At 67.1% G+C, this 19,658-nt stretch carries 12 protein-coding genes; 5 read left to right on the top strand and 7 right to left on the bottom strand.

What is annotated here, in order from left to right:
* Positions 1-56: 56 nt before the first annotated feature.
* Positions 57-566, bottom strand: a complete 510-nt coding sequence (locus tag AB3K92_RS01980) for a hypothetical protein (RefSeq protein WP_027792800.1) — start codon at positions 564-566, stop codon at positions 57-59.
* A 119-nt stretch (positions 567-685) separates the two neighbouring features.
* Positions 686-901 carry a DUF3820 family protein gene (locus AB3K92_RS01975; RefSeq protein ID WP_027792801.1) on the bottom strand — a complete coding sequence of 72 codons (216 nt, stop codon included), beginning with the start codon at positions 899-901 and terminating at the stop codon, positions 686-688.
* A gap of 164 nt (positions 902-1,065) precedes the next feature.
* Here AB3K92_RS01975 and AB3K92_RS01970 point away from each other — a divergent pair, with 164 nt between their 5' ends.
* On the top strand, positions 1,066-1,254 hold the full coding sequence (locus tag AB3K92_RS01970; protein WP_021156550.1) for a hypothetical protein: 189 nt from the start codon (positions 1,066-1,068) through the stop codon (positions 1,252-1,254).
* A gap of 198 nt (positions 1,255-1,452) precedes the next feature.
* Here the strand turns inward: AB3K92_RS01970 and AB3K92_RS01965 are convergent, their stop codons facing one another.
* The 5 genes from AB3K92_RS01965 to AB3K92_RS01945 form a co-directional block, all read right to left on the bottom strand.
* Complete coding sequence (locus tag AB3K92_RS01965) at positions 1,453-2,910, bottom strand: amino acid racemase (RefSeq protein WP_369464631.1); 1,458 nt, start codon at positions 2,908-2,910, stop codon at positions 1,453-1,455.
* On the bottom strand, positions 2,910-4,184 hold the full coding sequence (locus tag AB3K92_RS01960) for a dicarboxylate/amino acid:cation symporter (RefSeq protein WP_059555921.1): 1,275 nt from the start codon (positions 4,182-4,184) through the stop codon (positions 2,910-2,912). Before AB3K92_RS01960 ends, AB3K92_RS01965 begins: the two co-directional genes overlap by 1 nt.
* A 164-nt stretch (positions 4,185-4,348) precedes the next feature.
* Positions 4,349-5,263 (bottom strand): LysR substrate-binding domain-containing protein, encoded by a 915-nt coding sequence (locus tag AB3K92_RS01955; RefSeq protein WP_059492872.1) that lies wholly within the window; start codon positions 5,261-5,263, stop codon positions 4,349-4,351.
* A 338-nt stretch (positions 5,264-5,601) separates the two neighbouring features.
* The gene (locus AB3K92_RS01950; RefSeq protein WP_369464630.1) at positions 5,602-6,264 is read right to left on the bottom strand and encodes an OmpA family protein; all 663 of its coding nucleotides are present in this window, start codon (positions 6,262-6,264) and stop codon (positions 5,602-5,604) included.
* Between the two features lie 127 nt (positions 6,265-6,391).
* On the bottom strand, positions 6,392-10,948 hold the full coding sequence (locus tag AB3K92_RS01945; RefSeq protein WP_369464373.1) for a YadA-like family protein: 4,557 nt from the start codon (positions 10,946-10,948) through the stop codon (positions 6,392-6,394).
* A gap of 1,436 nt (positions 10,949-12,384) precedes the next feature.
* On the opposite strand from AB3K92_RS01945, the gene AB3K92_RS01940 reads away from it, so the two are divergent.
* From AB3K92_RS01940 to AB3K92_RS01925, 4 genes are all read left to right on the top strand, one after another.
* On the top strand, positions 12,385-13,218 hold the full coding sequence (locus tag AB3K92_RS01940) for a response regulator (protein WP_369464629.1): 834 nt from the start codon (positions 12,385-12,387) through the stop codon (positions 13,216-13,218).
* Positions 13,211-15,559 (top strand): sensor histidine kinase, encoded by a 2,349-nt coding sequence (locus AB3K92_RS01935; RefSeq protein ID WP_369464372.1) that lies wholly within the window; start codon positions 13,211-13,213, stop codon positions 15,557-15,559. The genes AB3K92_RS01940 and AB3K92_RS01935 overlap by 8 nt, the downstream gene beginning before the upstream one ends.
* A gap of 276 nt (positions 15,560-15,835) precedes the next feature.
* A complete protein-coding gene (locus tag AB3K92_RS01930; protein ID WP_021156540.1) occupies positions 15,836-17,356 on the top strand; it encodes a sensor domain-containing diguanylate cyclase in 1,521 nt (506 codons plus the stop codon).
* 336 nt (positions 17,357-17,692) lie between these two features.
* Positions 17,693-19,651, top strand: coding sequence for a phosphatase PAP2 family protein (locus tag AB3K92_RS01925; RefSeq protein ID WP_021156538.1), 1,959 nt, complete (start codon positions 17,693-17,695; stop codon positions 19,649-19,651).
* The last annotated feature ends 7 nt before the right edge of the window (positions 19,652-19,658 follow it).

The following is a 19,658-nucleotide window of genomic DNA, read 5'->3' as shown; positions in this document are numbered from 1 at the left end:
TCGACGAAATGCGTCGATGAACCCGGGTATCGGGCAGGCCGGCTTGCTGTCGCGCGTCAGGGGAAGATCGGTGTCGTGGGCTCGGCGCCTTCCAGGTCCGCCGTCGGAAAATGCCTGGCGACCATCTCCTCGATTTCCTGCTCTCGCAATGCCGGCACATCGGCCATGATCAGGATCTGGCCTTCCTGTATGGCCTCGCGAAATCGCTGGAGTCGCGCGTTCGGCTCGGCGATGCCGATCATCGCGGCGGTCCACGCGCCGAAACCCGCTCCCGCCAGCGTCAACCCGACAACGGCGCCGCCCGCGATCACGAGTTCCGCCGGGGGAAATACCAGCGCGACGAGGCCGATCAGTGCACCCGCCGCGCCGCCAAGCGCGACGCCGCGCTCGAGCGCATGCACGACATCGCTGCTTTGCAGCAACGATGCTTCGGGCAACTGATCGAGTGTGACGCTGTGATCGGCGAGGACGTGAATATGGCGCCAGATGATACGTGCGCGCAATAGATCGTCGACGATGGCCTTGGCCATCTGCGTATCGGGTACGAGGAAATAAAGGCGTCTCATGTTGGCACCCCTTTGTGCCGTCGACTACGCTTTCCATTCTATGTCAGCAACGGCAACACAGTAGGTGCGCGCGGGCCAGTGCCGGTGCCGCATGCGAAGCCGTTCGGCACCGAGCGACGCTATCCGCGTTTGCGCAACGGCTCCAGCAAGTCGCGCAGGCCGTTGTGGTCGATTTCATGCATCAGCGCAAGCTGCCGGCCGATTTCGCCGCGCGGGAACCCTTCGCGCGCCAGCCAGTTGAGGTAAGGCCCGGGCAGGTCGGCAATGAGTCGGCCCTTGTACTTTCCAAAGGGCATGGTGACGGTGACGAGGTGTTCGAGATCTGGGGTCTGCATGCCGGTATTGTGCACGGCTTTCCGCTCCCGTCGCATGCCAGGCTGACATCCGACGCGGCAAACCCTCCGGCGACAGCCTCGCGGAAACAGGCGCTGCAAACCGCCCGCGCCCCTTTTCCGGCCTGCTAGACTGAAATTTCCCCCTGCAAACGATGGAGGGAATCATGTTGTCCGTCTATGTCGTGAAGACCGGCGAGCAGTTCCTGTGCACCGCCGAGGATGGCGATATCGGCATGGCACCGGCGGTTGAGGATGCCACGTCGTTTCGTTCGTATGAGGAAGCGGAAATGGCGGCGCACCTGCATGCCGACCCCGGATACGAAATCGTCGCTGTTTGCGTACTCAGACACTGACGTGGCGCCCGTTACCGGGCGCCCGGTTTGTCGGCCTCGGGAAACTGCTTCGTCACGTGCGCGGTCGTCGTTGAATCGCACAAGACCGGCATCGGCTGATCCACGCCTGCGCCGCCCGAACCACGCGGCACATCCGACACCCGCCGGCCGCCGCGTCGAAGGCGGCGCGGCCGCCTAATCTCAAGCTCAAGCTCAATCTCAAGCACCGGCAGCCGTCGCATACGCCACGCATTGACGCGCGAGCACATCGGTCGGATCGACCAGCGTCGCACGCCCACCGTTCGGCGCGACATATTCGCGGCCCGGCAGCAGGATCGGCAGCTCGGTACAGCCGAGAACGATCACGTCGACGCCGTCGGCAATCAGCGCGTCGACGGCGGCGCCGATGTCCGCTTTGCACTGGCCGGTCGTAAAGCCGGCCTTCACACCCCGCTCGCCGTAGATCGCTTCCATCACGCGCGCCTGCAGTGCCGGCGCCGGCGCGACCTGTCGGAATCCATACGATTCGAGTGCCTTTTCGTACACGCCGCTTTCGATCGTGCCCGACGTTGCCAGCACGCCGACCTCGCGCAGCCCCGGATACGCATCGCGCAAATGGGCGGCCGTCACGGTCAGCATGTTCACGATCGGAATGCCGAGGTGCGGTTGAACCCGCTCGACAAACGCATGCGCGGTATTGCATGGAATCGCGATGAGATCCGCCTCCCCGTCCTCGAGCCGCCTGCACGTCGCATACAGCGAAATCGTGGGGTCGGTACCGTCACCGACGAGGTTCGCCGTCCGGTCCGGGATCTGCGGATTCTGTTCGACCAGCAGCTTGATGTGCTCCTGGTCGCGCGAAGCCGGCGTGTTTCGAACGATCTTGTCCAGGAAGTCCACCGTCGCGGCCGGCCCGACGCCACCGACGACCCCGATCTTGAATACCGGTGCACGGGCCGCGCATCGGGTCGAAACCGCGTACTGCGCATACGCGAGATTCGAATCGATCAGCGGTATCCGCAGCGGCCCGATTTCGTCCGCCACGAGCGCGATCTCCGTCAGCCCCGGAACGATGACCTGCGCGTCCTGGTCCGCCAGATCCTCGCATGCGTCGCGCAGCAGCTCGACCGGCCGGCCGCGAAGATTGCCGCGCTTGATGCCGTCCGCCCCGTAAATCGCCTCGGTGACGGGATCGACATCGCCGCGCGGCCGCGGATGGACGATCTCGAACTGCGGCGCCGGGAAATACCGGTCGAACAGCCCGTCGGCCCGCACGTAGTCCGAAGCCAGCACGCCGATGCGTATGGCGCCGGGATACGTGCGCTGTACGTGGCTGCGAACGGCTTCGACGATGTCCACGATCGGCAGGCGCGTATTGGCCTTCAGTTCGTCGATGAAGGTGTGGCTCAGGAAGCACGGCAGCACCACGGTCGTCACGCCGCGTTTCTCGAACGCGCGGATCATGTCGAATACGTACAGCTTGCGCGCCGTCGTCGCCGCGCTGCCCGAACCCGAACCCCTGAACGGGTGCTGCTCGAAGATCAGGTCGACGTGATCCTCGTCGGACGACGCGGGCGTCGCCCTCACCAGCTTGAAGAAGACGTCGGCGCTTCCCAGCGGCCCGAGGCCGCCGACCACGCCGAACGTCCGTCCCGTACCCGCGATGTCCCGGTGCATCATGCGTTCAGCTCCCGCGGATCGAACGCGGCGCTGTCCGGCTGCGCGGCGCGCGCGCCCTCCCACTTCGCGATCACGGCCGTCGCCACGCTGTTGCCGATCACGTTCGTCATCGTGCGGCCCATGTCGAGCACCTGGTCGATCGCCAGGATCATGGCCACGCCTGCCGCCGGCAAATGGAACATCGGCGCGACGGCCGCGACGACGACCACCGATCCGCGCGGCACGCTCGCCATGCCCTTGCTGCTCAACATCAGGATCAGCAGCATGAACACCTGCTGCGAAAGCGGCATGTGCACGCCGAACGCCTGTGCGATGAAGAGGGCCGCAAACGCCTGATACATCATCGAGCCGTCCAGGTTGAATGCATAACCGAGCGGCAGCGTGAAACCGACGACCTTCTTGTCGACACCGAACTTCTCGAGCTGCTCGGTAAGGCGCGGATACGCCGCTTCGCTGCTGGCGGTCGAAAACGCGATCAACGCGGGTTCGCGCACGGCCTTCAGCAACGCGCCGACGCGCCGCCCGAGGAACAGGTATCCGGCGCCGATCAGGATCGTCCAGAGGACGAGCAGCCCGAGATAAAACGCGCCGATCAGCTTGCCGTACGTGTAGATCACGTCGAGCCCGCGCAGCGCGACGGACGACGCGATCGCACCGAAGACACCGAGCGGCGCCGCGCGCATCACGTAGTTCGTCAGGCGCAACATCACCGGCACCATGCCGTCGATCGACCGGATGACGATGCCGACACGCGGATCGTGCTTCAGCGCGCTCAGCGCGATGCCGAGAAAGACGGAGAAAACGAGAATCTGCAGGATGTCGTTGCGCGCCATCGCGTCGAGCAGGCTGGTCGGAAACGCGTGCGTGATCACGTCCCTGGCGTTCAGTGCCGCGGTATTCAGGCCGAGGTTGGCCTCGCCCGCGGCTTCCGTCAGGTTCAGGCCGGCACCGGGCTGCAACGCGTTGGCCATGACGAGGCCGAGGCCCAGCGAAACCAGCGATGCGCAGACGAACCACGCAACCGAGCGCAAGCCGATGCGCCCGACGTCTTCGCCGCTGTCCATGCCGGCCAGGCCGGAAACGAGCGTCACGAACACCAGCGGCGCAATGATCATCTTGATCAGCCGAAGAAAGATGTCCGTCACGATCGAGAAGTACCCTGCGACCGTCTTGAGCGTGCCCGGGTCCGCGATGCTCGTGTGACACGCATAGCCGGCGGCGACGCCGAGGACCATGCCGATTGCGATGCTTAAGGTAAGCCGATTTTTCATGTCCATCCGTCCTTGGGTGAGGCCCGACCGCCGGCAGGCGACGGGCCGCGCGACGCGGGCCGCGCGTCACATTTGCCGTTGGAACGAATGGTAGGGACGGCCGAACAGACCATGATGCCGGTACATCATGGCGGTATGCGAGACTCGCATAAGGCGGGAAAACCCTAGCCGCGCCGCGACGGTTCGGCGCGCAGATGCTGCCAGAGCGTCTCCAGGAACTCGCTGCGATTGGACGCGTCGCGATAGACGCGCAGCTCGATTTCGAGGTTCCATGCCGCCGGCCCGGCCGGCACGAGTTCGCCGGCCGCCAGCTCGGCGGCGATCGCACTCCGCGGCAGCCACGCCACGCCTTCGCCTTCCATCACGAGCTTTTTCAGCACTTCGGCCATGTCGGATTCATAGTGCAGCTGCAACGCCGGCGCAACCGCGGCGCGATCGAGCAGCAACGCGAGGCAGCGCCCGAAGTAGCTGGTGTCCGTATAGGAGATCAGCGGCAGCGGGTGCTGCTTCGTTCCGGGAAGGCGAAATGCGGGCGCCGACCGGCGGTTGGGCCGGCAGGCCGGCATCAACGTGTCGAGGCCGACCGTCACGTGTTCGTACCTGACCGGGTCCAGATGGAGCGGCAGCTCCGGATGGTGATAGGCGAACATCAGCTCGCAGTTGCCGTTGACGAGCATCAGGATCGAATCGTGGACATTCGTCGGAACGACGCGTGCCCGCACCTCGCCGAAATGCGGCGCAAGCGCCTTGAGCCAGGACGGCAGGAAATTCAGCGCGATCGTATGGCCCGCCGCGATCTGCAGGCTCTTGCCCGCGATGCGCTGCTCGGTGCGGATGATCGCGCGTGTGTCGAACAGGCGGCTGAGGACGTCTTCCGCCGTCTCGCGAAACAGCCGCCCTGCCGGCGTCAGTACCGGCGGGAAACTGCTGCGGTCGATCAGTTCGGCGCCGATCCATTGCTCGAGCGACTGGATGCGACGGCTGAAGCCCGACTGCGTGACGTTGCGGAACTCCGCCGCCCGGGAAAAGCTTTGATATTGAGCGAGGGCGATGAAATCCTCGATCCACTTGATTTCCATGTTTGCCTTGGAGGTCTGCAACCGGATCGACTTGCTGCCGACCGGGGGCACGGCGCCGATTGACCGCGCACATCGTGATGGAACGCACGGCGGTCGTCATGCCGACGACTGCCGCGGAACGCGCGAAAGACATGGACAGGGTACAGGATCGGGAAGCCCGGCGGTCATACGCTCCGCGTTCGGTCCGGCGCCGGCTGTCCCGGTTCGCCATGATCGACGCGGAGCGCGACGGCAGCGGAGCCGGCATCGGCTGCCGCGCGCGACCAACCTTGATCATCATGGCGACGATGCGGCCGCGAGCCGGCCGCCTTCGCCGGTCCGCTCGCGGCCCCCACCCGCTACTTCTGCAGCAGGATCTCCACGCGTCGATTGCTCGCCCGCCCTTCCGGGGTCTCGTTGGAGCCCACCGGATCGGCGTCCCCCTTTCCGGTGGCCGTCACGGAATCCGCGTTCACGCCATGCTCGCGCAAATACGACCCGACCGCCTCCGCGCGGCGCATCGACAGCGCCAGATTGTGTGCATCCGAGCCGACCGAGTCGGTATAGCCGGTCACCTTCACCAACGAGAAATGCCGGTCCCCCTGACGGTTCAGCAATGCGTCGAGCGAAGCGCGCGCGGCGGGCGTCAGTGTTGCGGAGTCGGTCGCGAAATACGTGTCGCCGGTCAGGCTGACCTTTTCCGCGGCGGCCGGTTCCGCCGCCACCGGCGCCGGAAGCGGCGCGGGTGCCGCGCCGCACTGGAACTCGATCGACCGCGGATCCGCGCCGTCGCGGAACGGCGCCTCCGAATCGACCCGCCGAACCGGCTGCGTGTCGCACATGCGCGTCGCGACCTTCATGCAGGTCTTTTCGCTCGACAGGATGCCGTGACAATCGACGCGAAACGTCCGCACGCCGTTTCTCGGCTGCAGTTCGTAGGCATTGAACGTCGGCCCGGACGCGCTCGAGCAGGCGGCCAGGGAGACCACGGACACGAGCAGGGCAAGAGAAGTTTTCTTCACTGATTCACTCCCGAAAATCGGTTCGATATCGCGCATGCGGCACGGCAGTGCGGCCGCATGCGGATGCGTTCTCGTTCAGCGCGAACCGTTCCGGTGCTGCATGCCGGAACGGTTCGCTGCGCACGGATCACTTCCACTGATACAACATACCCGCGCCGACCACGCGCTGACTGCCGGCGAAACCGCCGTTCAGCGTCGCCTTCAGGTTCTCCGTAAGGCGCGCCTGCATGCCGACGGCCATCGCCTTCTGGCCGAGGAAGCTCGCCGTACCGACCCCCATCGCGAAGTTCGAGTCACGGTCCATGTGCGGGATCGACGCCATCGCGGCCGTCGCGGCAATCCCGTCGCGCGCCATCGAATCGGTCTGCTGGATCTGCTGCTGCATCTGCGTGAGCTGGTTGTTGACCGTGTTCAGCGATTGCGTGAACTGGTTCGATACCGCGTTCAGCTGGTTCACGTTCACCGCGTCGGTGCCCTGCGTGCCGGCCGCGACGTTGACGACCTGGCGGGCCGACTCCGCCGAGCCGACCGCGACGACGTTCGAGCGCCCGCCGTCGTTGCTGCCCGTGCCGATCGCGGTCGACCCGTTGCCCGTTGCGGTCGAGCCGACGCCGATCGCGGTCGATCCGTTGCCGGACGCCAGCGACCCGTTGCCGACCGCCGTGCTGTTCGAGCCCGATGCGACCGCGCCCGAGCCGCCCGCCGACGAATTCGGCCCCGTCGAGCCCGGCGGCACGTTCGTGCCGGCCGGGTTCGTCGTGTACGACCCGCCGAGGTTGGACGTGCGCTGGGTGATCAGCGTCGTCAACTGGTTGGCGACCGAGTCGAGCTGCGACACGTTGACCGCGTCGGTGCCGCTCTTGCCGGCCGCGAGGCCGGTGATCTGCCGGTTGCCGATGTTGACTTCGCCGGCCGACGACTGCGGACTGCTCAGGCCGTACGCGATGTAGTTCGCCTGCGCACCGACGGTGGTCAGCGAACCCGAACCGAGCGCGATGCTGTTCGCGAGCGTCGCCGACGCGCCGGCCCCGAATGCGAGCGCATCGGTTGCCGTGGCTTGCGCGCCCGAGCCGAGCGCGACGCTGCCGACGCTCGCCGCGACCGCGTTGGCGCCCTGCGCGACCGACTGCGCGCCGGTGGCCGTCGCGCCGCTGCCGAGCGCCATCGCATCGGCCTGCGCGGCGCTTGCCGCCTGGCCGATCGCGACGCCGCCCGGCGCGGTGGCATCGACGATCGCACCGTTGCCGATCCCCACGCCGTTGTCGCCGTTGACCACCGTCGTCGGGCCGACCGCAACCGACTCCGCGCCGACCGCGAGCGAATCGACGGCCGTCGAGTTCGCGTGGAAGTACTTCGTCGTCGTGACCGCGAACGACTGCAGCGCGCCGGCCAGCTGCCGCACGGTCACCGCGTCCTGCTGGCCGGTGCCGTCCGCGACGTTGGTGATCTGGCGATAGGTCTTGCTCGTCGCGTCGCCGACCGATACCGCGCCCAGCAGCGTCTGGTCGGTCGTGTTGAACGGAATCGACGCGCTGCCGTTGCGGATGGTCCCCGACGCCGGCACCGTCGCGCGATCGGACACCGACCCGGCGCCGAGCGCGATGCTGCCGTCCACCTTCGCGACCGCGTTCGGGCCGATCGCGACGCTGTCGAGCCCGAGCGCCTGGCTGTCCGGCGCCGTGGAGTTCGCGTGGAAATACTTGATGCCGTGCGCGTTGATGTTGTCGATCGCCGAACCGACGTTGTTGTTGACCGTCGTCGAACCGTCGCTGTTGTACGTCACGTACGAAGGCGCGGAGATCGTGCCGGTCGTCGGGTCGTAGGTGGCCCCGCCGCCGATCGCGCCGGCCGTGCTGTTGCCGAGGTTGGTGTTGTTCGACGCGATCGAGCTGAGGCCGGTCGACAGCGAACCGATGCCCGTCGACGTCGCGGTGGACAGCGACGTCAGGTTGCTGTTCGTGCTCGACAGGCCGGTGGACAGCGATCCGACGGTCGTCGAGGTCGACGTCGACAGCGACGAGATCGAGCTGGTCGTCGAGCTGAGGCCGGTGGACAACGAGCCGATGCTCGTCGACGTCGCGGTGGACAGCGACGTCACGGTGCTGTTGGTCGTGCTCAGGCCGGTGGACAGCGAGGCGACGCCGGTCGAGGTCGACGTGGACAGCGACGTGACCGCGCTGTTCGTCGAACTCAGGCCGGTGGACAACGAGCTGATGCCCGTCGACGTCGAAGTCGACAGCGACGTGACCGTGCTGTTCGTCGAGCTCAGGCCGGTGGACAACGAGCTGATGCCCGTCGACGTCGAAGTCGACAGCGAAGCCACCGAGCTGTTGGTCGAGCTCAGGCCGGTCGAAGTCGACGTGGACAGTGAAGAAATCGCGCTGTTGGCCGACGACAACCCGGTCGACGTGGACGTCGACAATGACGTCACGGTGCTGTTGGTCGAACTCAAGCCCGTGGACAACGAGCTAATGCCGGTCGACGTCGACGTGGACAGCGACGTGATCGCGCTGTTGGCCGACGACAGGCCGGTCGATGTGGAGGTCGACAATGACGTCACCGAGCTGTTGGTCGAACTCAAGCCCGTGGACAACGAGGTAATGCCGGTCGACGTCGACGTGGACAGCGACGAAATCGCGCTGTTGGCCGACGACAAGCCGGTCGACGTGGACGTCGACAACGAAGTCACCGAGCTGTTGGTCGAACTCAACCCCGTCGACAACGAGCTAATGCCGGTCGACGTCGACGTGGACAACGACGTGATCGCGCTATTGGTCGACGACAACCCGGTCGACGTGGACGTCGACAACGAAGTCACCGAGCTGTTGGTCGAACTCAACCCCGTCGACAACGAGCTAATGCCGGTCGACGTCGACGTGGACAACGACGTGATCGCGCTATTGGCCGACGACACCCCCGTCGACAACGAACTGACGCTCGACGCAGTCGACGTCGACAGCGAATTCACCGCCTGGTTCGTCGCATCGAGCTGCGACCCGTTGATCGCGTCCGTGCTCGTCGAATTGATGCGCCCGGCCGCGACGTTGGTGATCTGGCGCTCGGTGCCCGCCGCACCGACGCTGACGACGCTGGTCGGGTTGGTGCCGTTGAAGTTGTAGGTGACGCCGCCAATCACCGCGCTCGCCGTCGGATTCGGCGCGGCCGTCGTCGACCCGGAGCCGAGCGCGACGTCGTTTGCATTGTTCGCCACGGCCGACGCGCCGAACGCCACCGCACCGGCTGCCGCTGCCGTCGACGTATTGCCGAGCGCGAGCGAGCCCGTGCCCTGCGCGACGTTCGAATTGCCGATCGCAACCGCGCCGTCGCCGTTCGCGGTGTTGTTCGACCCCATCGTGACCGCGCCGGTGCCGATCGCGGTGCTCGGGTCGCCGATCGCCACCGCGCCGTTGCCGCTGACCGTCTGCCCCAGGCCGAGCGCGACCGCCCCGACGCCGCTCAACACCTTCGAACTGTTGCCGCCTGCGATCGACCCCGCGCCTGCCGCGGCCGCGATCGAGTTGCTGTCGCCGATCGCCACGGTGGACGCCGCGGCCGCGACACTGTTGATGCCGATGGCCGTCGCATTCGTGGCCGACGCCGTCGCACCGGGCCCCAGTGCGGTGGCCGAGATGCCGCTGCCGAGCGCGAGATTGCCGAGCGCGACCGCGAACTGCTGGGTCGCGGTCGACTGCACACCCATCGCGATCGAACTGACGCCCGACGCATTTGCGCTCAGGCCATACGCCATTGCCTGATCGGCACTGGCCGTCGTCTTCGAACCCAGCGCGATCGAACTGACGCCAAGCGACTGCGTGCCCGAGCCCGGTACGCCGGCCGTGCCGCCCCAGCCGATCGCGATCGACGAACCGCCCTTCGCGCCGCTGTTGACGCCCATCGCGATACCCGAATTGCCGCTCGCCAGCGCACCGCTGCCGACGGCCACGGCCGCCGCGCCGGAACCGGTCGACTGGTTGCCGAGCGCGACGGCGCCCGTGTCGGTGGCATGCGACGCATAGCCGAGCGAAACGCTCTGGGCCCCGACCGCGCTCGCACCGAGCCCCAGCGCAGCCGCATACTGGCCGGACGCCAGCGCATTGTTGCCGAGGCCGACGGCGGACACGCCGGTCGCCGCCGCGCCACTGCCCATCGCCACCGCACCGCTCTGGGTCGCGCTCGACAGGTTGCCGATCGCCACCGAATATGCGCCCGAACCGATCGCCTGCACGCCGAGCGATGCGCTGTTGACGCCGGTCGCCTGCGCGTTGATGCCGACGGCCGTCGAACCGTCCGCCATCGCATGCGCGCCCGGACCCAGCGCCGTGGCAGAAACGCCCGCGGCCGTCGACAGGTTGCCCAGCGCGGTCGAGTTCTGCTGCGCGGCACTCGACCCGACGCCGATCGAGATCGACGTCACGCCGCCGGTCGCGGAACCGCCGTCCGGCGCGAATTGCGCGTGCGCCCCCGCATGGAACAACGCAAGATACGTGGACGTCATCAGCACGGCCAGCCGTCGCGGCGACGGCGCCGAAAGCGGGCCCGCGCGTCGCGCGGCACCCTCGTTCGCCGCATGCTCGCGCGGGCCGCTCGCCGACGCGACACGCTTGCCGCGCGCACGGTCAAGCTCGGAAGCCGCGACCCAGGCCCCCAGTGCTTCGTTCCAGATCGACTTGAACGACTTGTTCATCTTGTGTTCCCTCGGTTCTCATGTGCTGGATGACGCGGCAGCAAACGCGACGGCAGGCGATGACGCACCGGTCTGCCTCCTCGTCCGTGCCGCGACGCTTCGCGCTTCACTTTGGATAGCTAACTAAACGATCGAACAACACTGCTCGGTAATCGCGATCGCGCGGGCGATCGCACGACTGCACGCCGCACGCGTGCATCGGCACGCGGCGCGGCGGCATTCGCCGGTTATCGGTTCATCGAAGCCGATGTCGCGCGAAAGACGGCGGCGCGCGACCCCGCGCATCGCGAATCCGCGTGCGCGTGCCGTCGCGCCGAGCCGGCGGCGACCTCGAATTTCATGGGAAGGCGTCGTTCAGACGCCGGATGGACGGATGCCGCCCCGTACCCCGGGACGGCCCGTCACGATTCATTCAGGAGGAGGATGACGCCGAGTGGTCCCCGGGTATGAAGCATGCGCACCCGGTTCGCTCGAACCGGTGCGTTGACCTGCCATGCCTGTCGCATTCATGTTTTTCGTGCCCGCCTGATTCGAGAACGCGCTGCGCGATCGTGCCCGGACGGATCAGACCACCGGGCTGCGCACGCAACCGCTCACTCTCTCCGCCGGCAGTCAAACGCTTTTCCGGATTTCCGGAAATAGCGTCTGACTTGCCGAACGCCCCCGCATCGATTTAATCGGTCGAATTTTCTTGACGATTTTTCCGGTCGATGCGTCACACCCTGACCAACCTCACAATCTTTCCGCTTGTCTTTTATACGTACTCGTTCGGAAAATTATGAAATTTGTATTACCCTCGTGCCAATTTTCTTGTCCGTCGTCGAATTCTCACATCCTGAGAATTGCCATCATTCGATGTCACATTGGATATCGCGTCATCCGAATATGGCAGCGGCAGGAATCCTTGCAAAACCGTTCCCCTCGAAGAACCGATTCCAACCGCGCCGGGGCTAGTGTGCGGTCATCCATTCAAACGCATCTTTTCTCGAGCGGAAAAAAGCTTTTCCCGAGCGGACGGTATTCACATTCATACATTCACGCCCGAAATACGGTTTTCACCAAGATAAATCTTGACCATCCCGCAAAAAGACATTAATCAGGCGGGCGTCGATTCAGCGCATCCATTTCCCACTGAAACGCATCGTCTCTCGACACAACTCGCTCGAATTCATTCTGCGGGCCAATTCGATTCGGCAATCGATAAAATCCGGAAATAAAGACCGATATTAAAATGCAATTCGGCATGTTTTTCCACTCCGATTCCATTCGGCGGAGCGCCGGTGCCGAAATCGCGCGGCGCCCCGCCGGATATGCCCACACGGGCCGCACGGAATCCTCACAATCGGTACTGTTGTCGACATATAATTTTTCGCAACAATCGCGCTGAAAGCGAAGCTTTCAATCCGACCGACCACCCTTCCACCGCGTCCGCCACCATGTCATCCCGCTCGTCCAGCCCGGCGTCGCTTCGCTCCACGCCGGATCTCGCCGACGCCCATATTCTTGTCGTCGACGATCGCCCGAACGACCTGCGGCTCCTGACCGAAATCCTGCGTGCCGCACGGTGCCGGATCAGCGTCGCGTTCGACGGGCTGCAGGCGTATCACCGCGCCCAGGCGATCGCGCCCGACCTGATCCTGATGGATGTCCGCATGCCGCGCATGGACGGCTTCGCCGCGTGCCGGCTGCTGGCGTCGACGCCGTCGACGCAGTCCATCCCGGTCATCATCCTCACGGCCGCGGGCGATCTCGAGGATCGCATCGCGGGGCTCGAAACCGGCGCGATCGACTACATCGTCAAGCCGTTCGAGCCGACCGAAGTTCTGGCCCGGATCCGCAACCACCTGAAGCGCGCGCGGCGCAGCCAGCCGTTCGCGCACCTGCCCGAGATGCCCGACAACCCGGAGGCGGCCCTCGTGCGCGCGGCGGCCGAGGTCCTGCTGCGCGACCTGCGCCATCCGCCGGCGCTCGAGGATCTCGCCCGGCAGGTCGGCACCCACGAAAAGCGGCTGTCGCGCGTGTTCCGCGACCAGCTCGGCCAGACCGTGTTCGAGTACCTGCGCGACACGCGCCTGCGCGCCGCGATGCATTTCCTCGCGGAGACGTCGATGGGGATCGGCGACATCGCCGAGGAAATCGGCTTTTCCACGCCCGGCAATTTCGCGACGGCGTTCCGCGAACGCTTCGGCGTCACGCCGTCCGACTGGCGGCGCCAGCGCCATGCGGTCAACGCGCCGCCCACACCCGGCGGGCATCATCCCGATGTGTAGTCGCGACGCGGCGTGGGCAGCCGGATGGCGCGCGGTGCTGCTGCTTCTGATCGCACTGGCCGTCACCTGCGCGACGGCCCGCGCGGCAGCGACGCCGAACCCCGCGCAACTGGAAGCCGTGTCGGTGTTCGAGGACACGAGCACGACGATGACCGCCGCACAGGTCGCCGCGCGCGTTGCCGATCGTCCGCACGATGCGGCCACGACGACCGCGCCCTCGTTCAACATCGCGTTTTCGCGGTCGGCATGGTGGGTCAGCGCGACGCTGACCAACCGCGACAGCGCCGCCCGGCCGCTGGTGCTGGCGATTCGCGACGCGCGCGTCGACCATGCCGACTTCTATGTCGGCCGGAACGGCCGGTGGACGCTCGACAGCCGCTTCCCGGCCGCCGACGCCGGCGGCGATACGGCCGGCCCCCCGTCGCGCTACCCGGCACTCGACGTCACGCTGCCCGCCGGCGCAAGCATCCCCGTGCTGATCCGCGTCACGTCGCGCAAGGAGATGAGGCTCGCGCCGGCGGCATTCACCCGCGCGGCATGGGATGCGCGGGAACAGCGCGCGACGATGTGGGACTTCGGTTTCTTCGGCGGGCTGCTCGCGCTCGTGTGGTGCGCGCTGCTGATCGGGTTCTTTTCGCGCAGCGGCGTGTTCTACGTACTGGCCGGGCTTGCGCTGGGCACGACGCTGTTCGAAGCGGCCTACCGCGGTTATACGGCGATGGCGCTGCCGCCCGCGCTGCGCGAGTGGTCGGCACGCGGCGAAATCATCTTCGTGTACCTCGCGATCGCCTGCTTCATCGTCTTCATCCTGACGGTCGCCCGGCGCGAGCAGGCCAGGCTGCCGTTGCGCGCGGTCTACATGGCATTCCTCGCACTCGAGTTCGTCGGCGTGGCCGGCGCCGCTTTCGGCGACCTGCTGACCTTCACGTGGTTCTGCCTGCGGCTGAACGCGGCGCTGGGGATCGTCAACATCAGCCTCGCGCTGTGGCTCGCCATCCGCCGCACGCCGACCGGCCGCGTGATGCTGATCGCGATCGCGTTCGCCACCTTCAACATGCTGATCCGCGTGCTCGACGGCATCGACGCGTTGCCGCCGGTGCTGTCCTGGCTCAAGTCCGACATCTATCCGAACCCCGTCATCGCGATCGTCGGGCTTGCCACACACCTGCTGGTGCTGGCCGCGTGGATTCATCACGTGGGCCGCCAGCGCACCGAAGCACGCAAGCGGCTCGAACACTGGCAGCTCACCGAACAGGATCGCCTGCGCGACGAAGTCGCACGACGCACGCTCGCGCTCAACGACGCGCTCCAGCAGGTCACGACGCACATGCAGCAGAAGATCGAGACGCTCGGCTACGTCAGCCACGACCTGCGCGCGCCGCTGTCGACGATCAACGGCTACGCGAAGCTGCTGCTGCAAGGCGCGACGCGCGGCCAGGCGCGGCTGATCCGCTCGATCGACCGCAGCATCCGCTACCAGCTCACGCTGATCGACGAACTCCTTGCGTTCACGAAAGCCGAGCTGCAGCCGCTCGGCGTGTCGCCGGACACGACCGACCTGCCCGGCCTGCTCGACGACATCGGCCACTATGCGCTCGCGCTGTGCGCGCAGCAGGACAACCGGTTCGTGTACCGGCCGGCCAGCCCGCTGCCGCGCACGATGTCGATCGACGGGATGCGGCTGCAGCAGGTGCTGCTGAACCTGCTGTCCAACGCATCGAAGTTCACGCGCGACGGCACGGTCACGCTGTCGGTGCATGCGTCGCGCGAAGGCGACGCATGGCGTCTGCTGTTCGAGGTCGCCGATACGGGCATCGGCATCGACATCAGCGGCACCCGCGACATCTTTCGCGCATACCAGCAGGTGCAGGCCGTCAACGGCGGCACCGGGCTCGGCCTGTTCATCGCGCAGCGCATCGTCGGTGCGATGGGCGGCGAACTGGCCGTCGCGAGCCAGCCCGGCGTCGGCACGTCGTTCTCGTTCGCGATCGTCGCGCCGGCCGTCGGGCACGTGCTCGTGCCGGCATCGGAGCTCGTGCGGCGGTTTCATGCGGCGGACGAGGTCGTGCCGGGCGGCACCGCGCCCGCGATGGGCTGCCCGCCCGACGATGCACTCGACGCGCTGATCCGGCTCGCCGGCAACGGGCAGCTCACCGATATCGAGGAATGGCTCGGCCAGTACGCGGACGAACAGGATTACACGGCCTTCGTGCGGGAGGTGCGCGAGCATCTCGATACGCTGGACCTGCATGCGATCGAGAAGCTGGCCGGTACGCTGAAACGTGCGCGCCACGCGGCGGCGACGGATGACGCGGAGACGGACGCGGCCGGGCCGGCCTGATCGCGCGGGCGGGACACCGCCGGCACCGCGTCAGGCCCGCGTTCCGGGTTCCGCCGCACCGAACGTCGAGCCCGCGACGCGATCGCTTCGCCAGCCGTCCCCCCGCTCGCGCTTGCCGATACGCGCCCCGTCGAGCACCCGGCACGCACACGTTTGCGCGCCGCGCCGCGCCCACTTGCGTTGCATCCGGGCCTCGATTTCCGCGACGACCTGCCGTTAACCCGGGTTTCAGCGCAGCCCGGTTCATCGCGCCGGGCCTCCCCTGCGAGCGCCAGCATGTCCGCATCCACCTCCATCGAGAAAATCGCCGACTGGGCGGGACGAAACCATCTTGTCGTCGGCGCGCTGGGCACACTGATGTCGTTCGCGGCGATCGGCATCAGCGCGGCCACGCTCTGGGCCACGAGAAGCGAAGTCGTCGAGCACGCGCACGAAACCTCGCGCAACGTCGCCGCCGTGCTGGTCAGCGAGATCGCGCGGACCGTCGAAACGTCCAACAACGCGCTGATCGCACTCTCCGCCGATCTCGGCAAGCCGGCGGTGCGACGCATGGACGCCGGGCTGCGGCACGACCTGCTGTTCCAGCGCGCGGCCGCGCAATACGTGACGGGGATGGGCGTGACGGACCGCGAAGGCCAGCTGATCGACGCGTGCTGCGGCCCGTCCCATCACTGGAACTTCGCCGATCGCGACTATTTCAAGGTCCATCGCGACTCGCCGAACGTCGGCCTTTACGTGTCGGAGGCCTATCGTGCGCGCTCGCGCGGCGGCACGGAATCGATCGCGCTCTCCCGGCGCATCGAACGACCGGACCACACGTTCAACGGCATCGCGGTGGTCGCGATCGACCTCGCCTATTTCGATCAGCTGCTGTCCCGGCTGGACGTCGGGCCGCACGGCATCAGCGCGATCGTGCGCGCGGACGGCACCATCCTCGCCCGCAACCCGTCGCTGAACGATCACCAGATGATCCGCCTGCGCCGCTCGAAAGCCTTCGATCGCATGCTGAACCAGGATTCGGGCTTTTATGCGGCGTATTCGCGCATCGACGGAACGCTGCGGCTCTATACGTTCCAGCGGGTGCCCGGCACGCCGCTGATCGCCGTCGTCGCGCCGGCCGAAGCCGACGTGCTGGCCGGTTTCATCCGGATGTCGTGGTCGGTCGGCGTGTCGGCGTCGCTCCTGTGCGCACTCTTCTGCGCGGTCGTCTGGCTGCTCGCGTTCGCGTTGCGGGACAACCTTCGCAAGCAGACGCTGCTCACCGACCTCACGCGCACCGATCCGTTGACCGGCCTGCACAACCGCCGCGCGCTCGACGTCGCGCTGGCCGACGAATGGGAACGGCTCCAGCGCGGCCACGACGGCAGCCTGTCGGTGCTGTTCATCGATGCCGACCACTTCAAGCAATACAACGACCGATACGGGCATGCACGCGGCGACACGGCGCTCCGGTTCCTCGCCGCATGCATCCGTGCTCATACGCAGCGGCGCGGCGACTTCGCCGCGCGCTACGGCGGCGAAGAGTTCGTCGCGGTGCTGCCCGACACCGACGAACGCGGCGCCGCGAAGGTCGCGGAGGCGATTCGCCGCGAGGTCGAACGCAACCGGCTCGACGGGTTTGCGGAACCCGTTCCGCCGTTCACCGTCAGCATCGGCTGCGCGACCGGCCATCGCGCACGCCCCGCCTCCGTGCACGCGCTGTCGCATCAGGCGGACATGGCGCTTTACCGCGCGAAGCGGGAAGGCAGAAACCGGGTATGTTGCGCGGAAACGGAGCCGCTCGCGCGCTCGGCATGACGGCCATGGGGCGAGTCGTGGTTCCTGGCCGCCGGTTGCATACAAACGATTGCCCCGGGCCACTGTCCCGTCACGTGTCGTGGCGGCAACAGGGATCGTCATTCGATAACGAAGCCGCCGGACTTTCCATCCACACGCATGGCCGGCGCGTAGCGGCACGCCGCCAAATATCCGTCTCGGGCGCGAAAAAATGGCATCCGCGATGTTCAGTATCGGGAATTAACCAGATAGTGGGAATTTTCTCGCACGGAGCGCGATACGCAACAAATCCTTAACGGCCGCGTAACGAATCGTCACCACAATTCGCCATCTTTGACCATCAGGATGGAGTCTTGCATGTTTGCGTCACGAAGCCGTTTCCCACTGCATGTCGCCGCGCTGTCGAGCGCGATCGTTCTCGCCGCGTGCGGCGGCGGCGACGATGTCGCGTCGACCACCCCGACCAGCGCGGCCATGCCGGCGCCGCCGGCCGACCCCGGTTTCGTCGACAGCGCGCCGGTTCCGAGCGTGCCCGCCTTCGTCGACAACGTCGCGACCAACCAGCGCGGCGACGCGCGTTACGCCACGCTGTCGACGAACGCCGCGGTACGCGTGGTCAGCCGCTTCCTCGACCTGTGGCAGCCGGCGACGATGCTCGTCGATGCGGGCGTGAGCGCGCCGGCCAACGGCGCGTTTCCGGCCATTTCGCCGTCGACCTGCACGGGGCTGCCCGGCAACGGCACGCCGTGCGGCACGATCCTGAACGACGCGGTGCTGCAGGCGAACGTGCAATACGTGGTCAACGCGACGACCGCACGCACGCCGCAGCAAGCCGACGCCGCGTACTACGACGACCGGCGCGGCAAGGGCTACAGCGTGACCGACGGCATGGGGCCGCTCACCTCGGCATGGCGCACCGCCGCGCAGCAGACGACCAGCATCACCAGCGTGCCGGCCGACGCGACGACCGTCCTGTACAACGACACGGGCAACAACGTGGGTGTGGGCGGCAGCGCGAACGCGAGCTTCGGGAAGGTCGTCGACCTGCTCAACGAGATGGGCAACAACGCGTCGACCGAACCCGCGAAACGCTTCTACAAGTATGCGCGGCCGTACCGCTGGAGCACGAGCGTCGTCGTCGCCCCCACGCTCGTGCCGGCGGAAAGCACGACGCCCGCGACCGACGGCGGGTTCATCAGCGGCCACCAGGCGGAAGCGATGCGCGACGCCGTGACGATGGCGTGGCTCGTGCCGGAGCGCTACCAGGAAATGGTCAGCCGCGGCCTCGAACTCGGCGAGAACCGCATCCTCGCCGGCATGCACTCGCCGCTCGACGTGATCGGCGGGCGCATGCTCGCGCTGGCGATCAGCGCGGCCAATCTCGCGGCCTACGCGAACGACGCGCAGGCCGCCTACGGGCAGGCGCACCAGACGCTGCAGCAGCTCACCGGCACGACCGATTCGACGTTCCCGGCATTCGCGCGCTCGGGCACGACGGCGACCGACCGCTTCGCCGATTACGCGACGAACAAGGCGGCCTTCGCGCGCCGCATGACCTACGGCTTCGGCGCGCTCGACGCGACCGGCGCGCCGCCGGTCGTGCCGAAGGGGGCGGAGATCCTGCTGCAGACGCGTTTCCCGTACCTGGGTGCGGATCAGCGGCGCGTCGTGCTGAAGACCACCGAGCTGCCGTCCGGCTACCCGGTGATGGACGACGCGGAAGGCTGGGGCCGGCTTAACCTGTTCGCCGCCGCCGACGGTTACGGCGCATTCAACGGCAACGTGATCGTCGCGATGGATGCGTCGAAGGGCGGCCTCAACGCCGCCGACCTGTGGCGCAACGACATCGCGGGCACCGGCAAGCTGACGCTGCAAGGCAGCGGCGCGCTGACGCTGGCGGGCAACAACAGCTACACGGGCGGCACCCAGGTCAGCGGCGGCACGCTCGCCGCGGCGTCCGCGACGGCGTTCGGCAACGGCGACGTGTATGTCGGCGCCGGCGGCGGCATCCGGATCGCGGCGGGTGCGCCCGTCACGATCGCGACGCGCTATACGCAGCTCGACAACACGACGCTCGAACTCGACATCGACGGCAACGGCGGCGGCCGCCTGCGCGTGGGCGGCGCGTTCACCGTCGCGGGCGGCACGCTGCACGTGAAGTTCGTGAACGGTTATGCGCCGAAGGCCGGCGACACGATCGCACTGATCGACGCGGCAGCGGGCGCGGCGAAATTCGCGACGGTGACCGTCGACGGCTTCAAGGCGACGCCGGTCTATACGGCGACGGGCGTGTCGATCGTGCTGTCGGCGGCGTAACCGGCAC

Origin of the sequence: Burkholderia sp. Bmkn7 (assembly GCF_041103175.1) — a bacterium.
GTDB classification, from domain to species: Bacteria; Pseudomonadota; Gammaproteobacteria; order Burkholderiales; family Burkholderiaceae; genus Burkholderia; species Burkholderia cepacia.
This window is presented reverse-complemented; position numbering and strand designations above follow the sequence as displayed.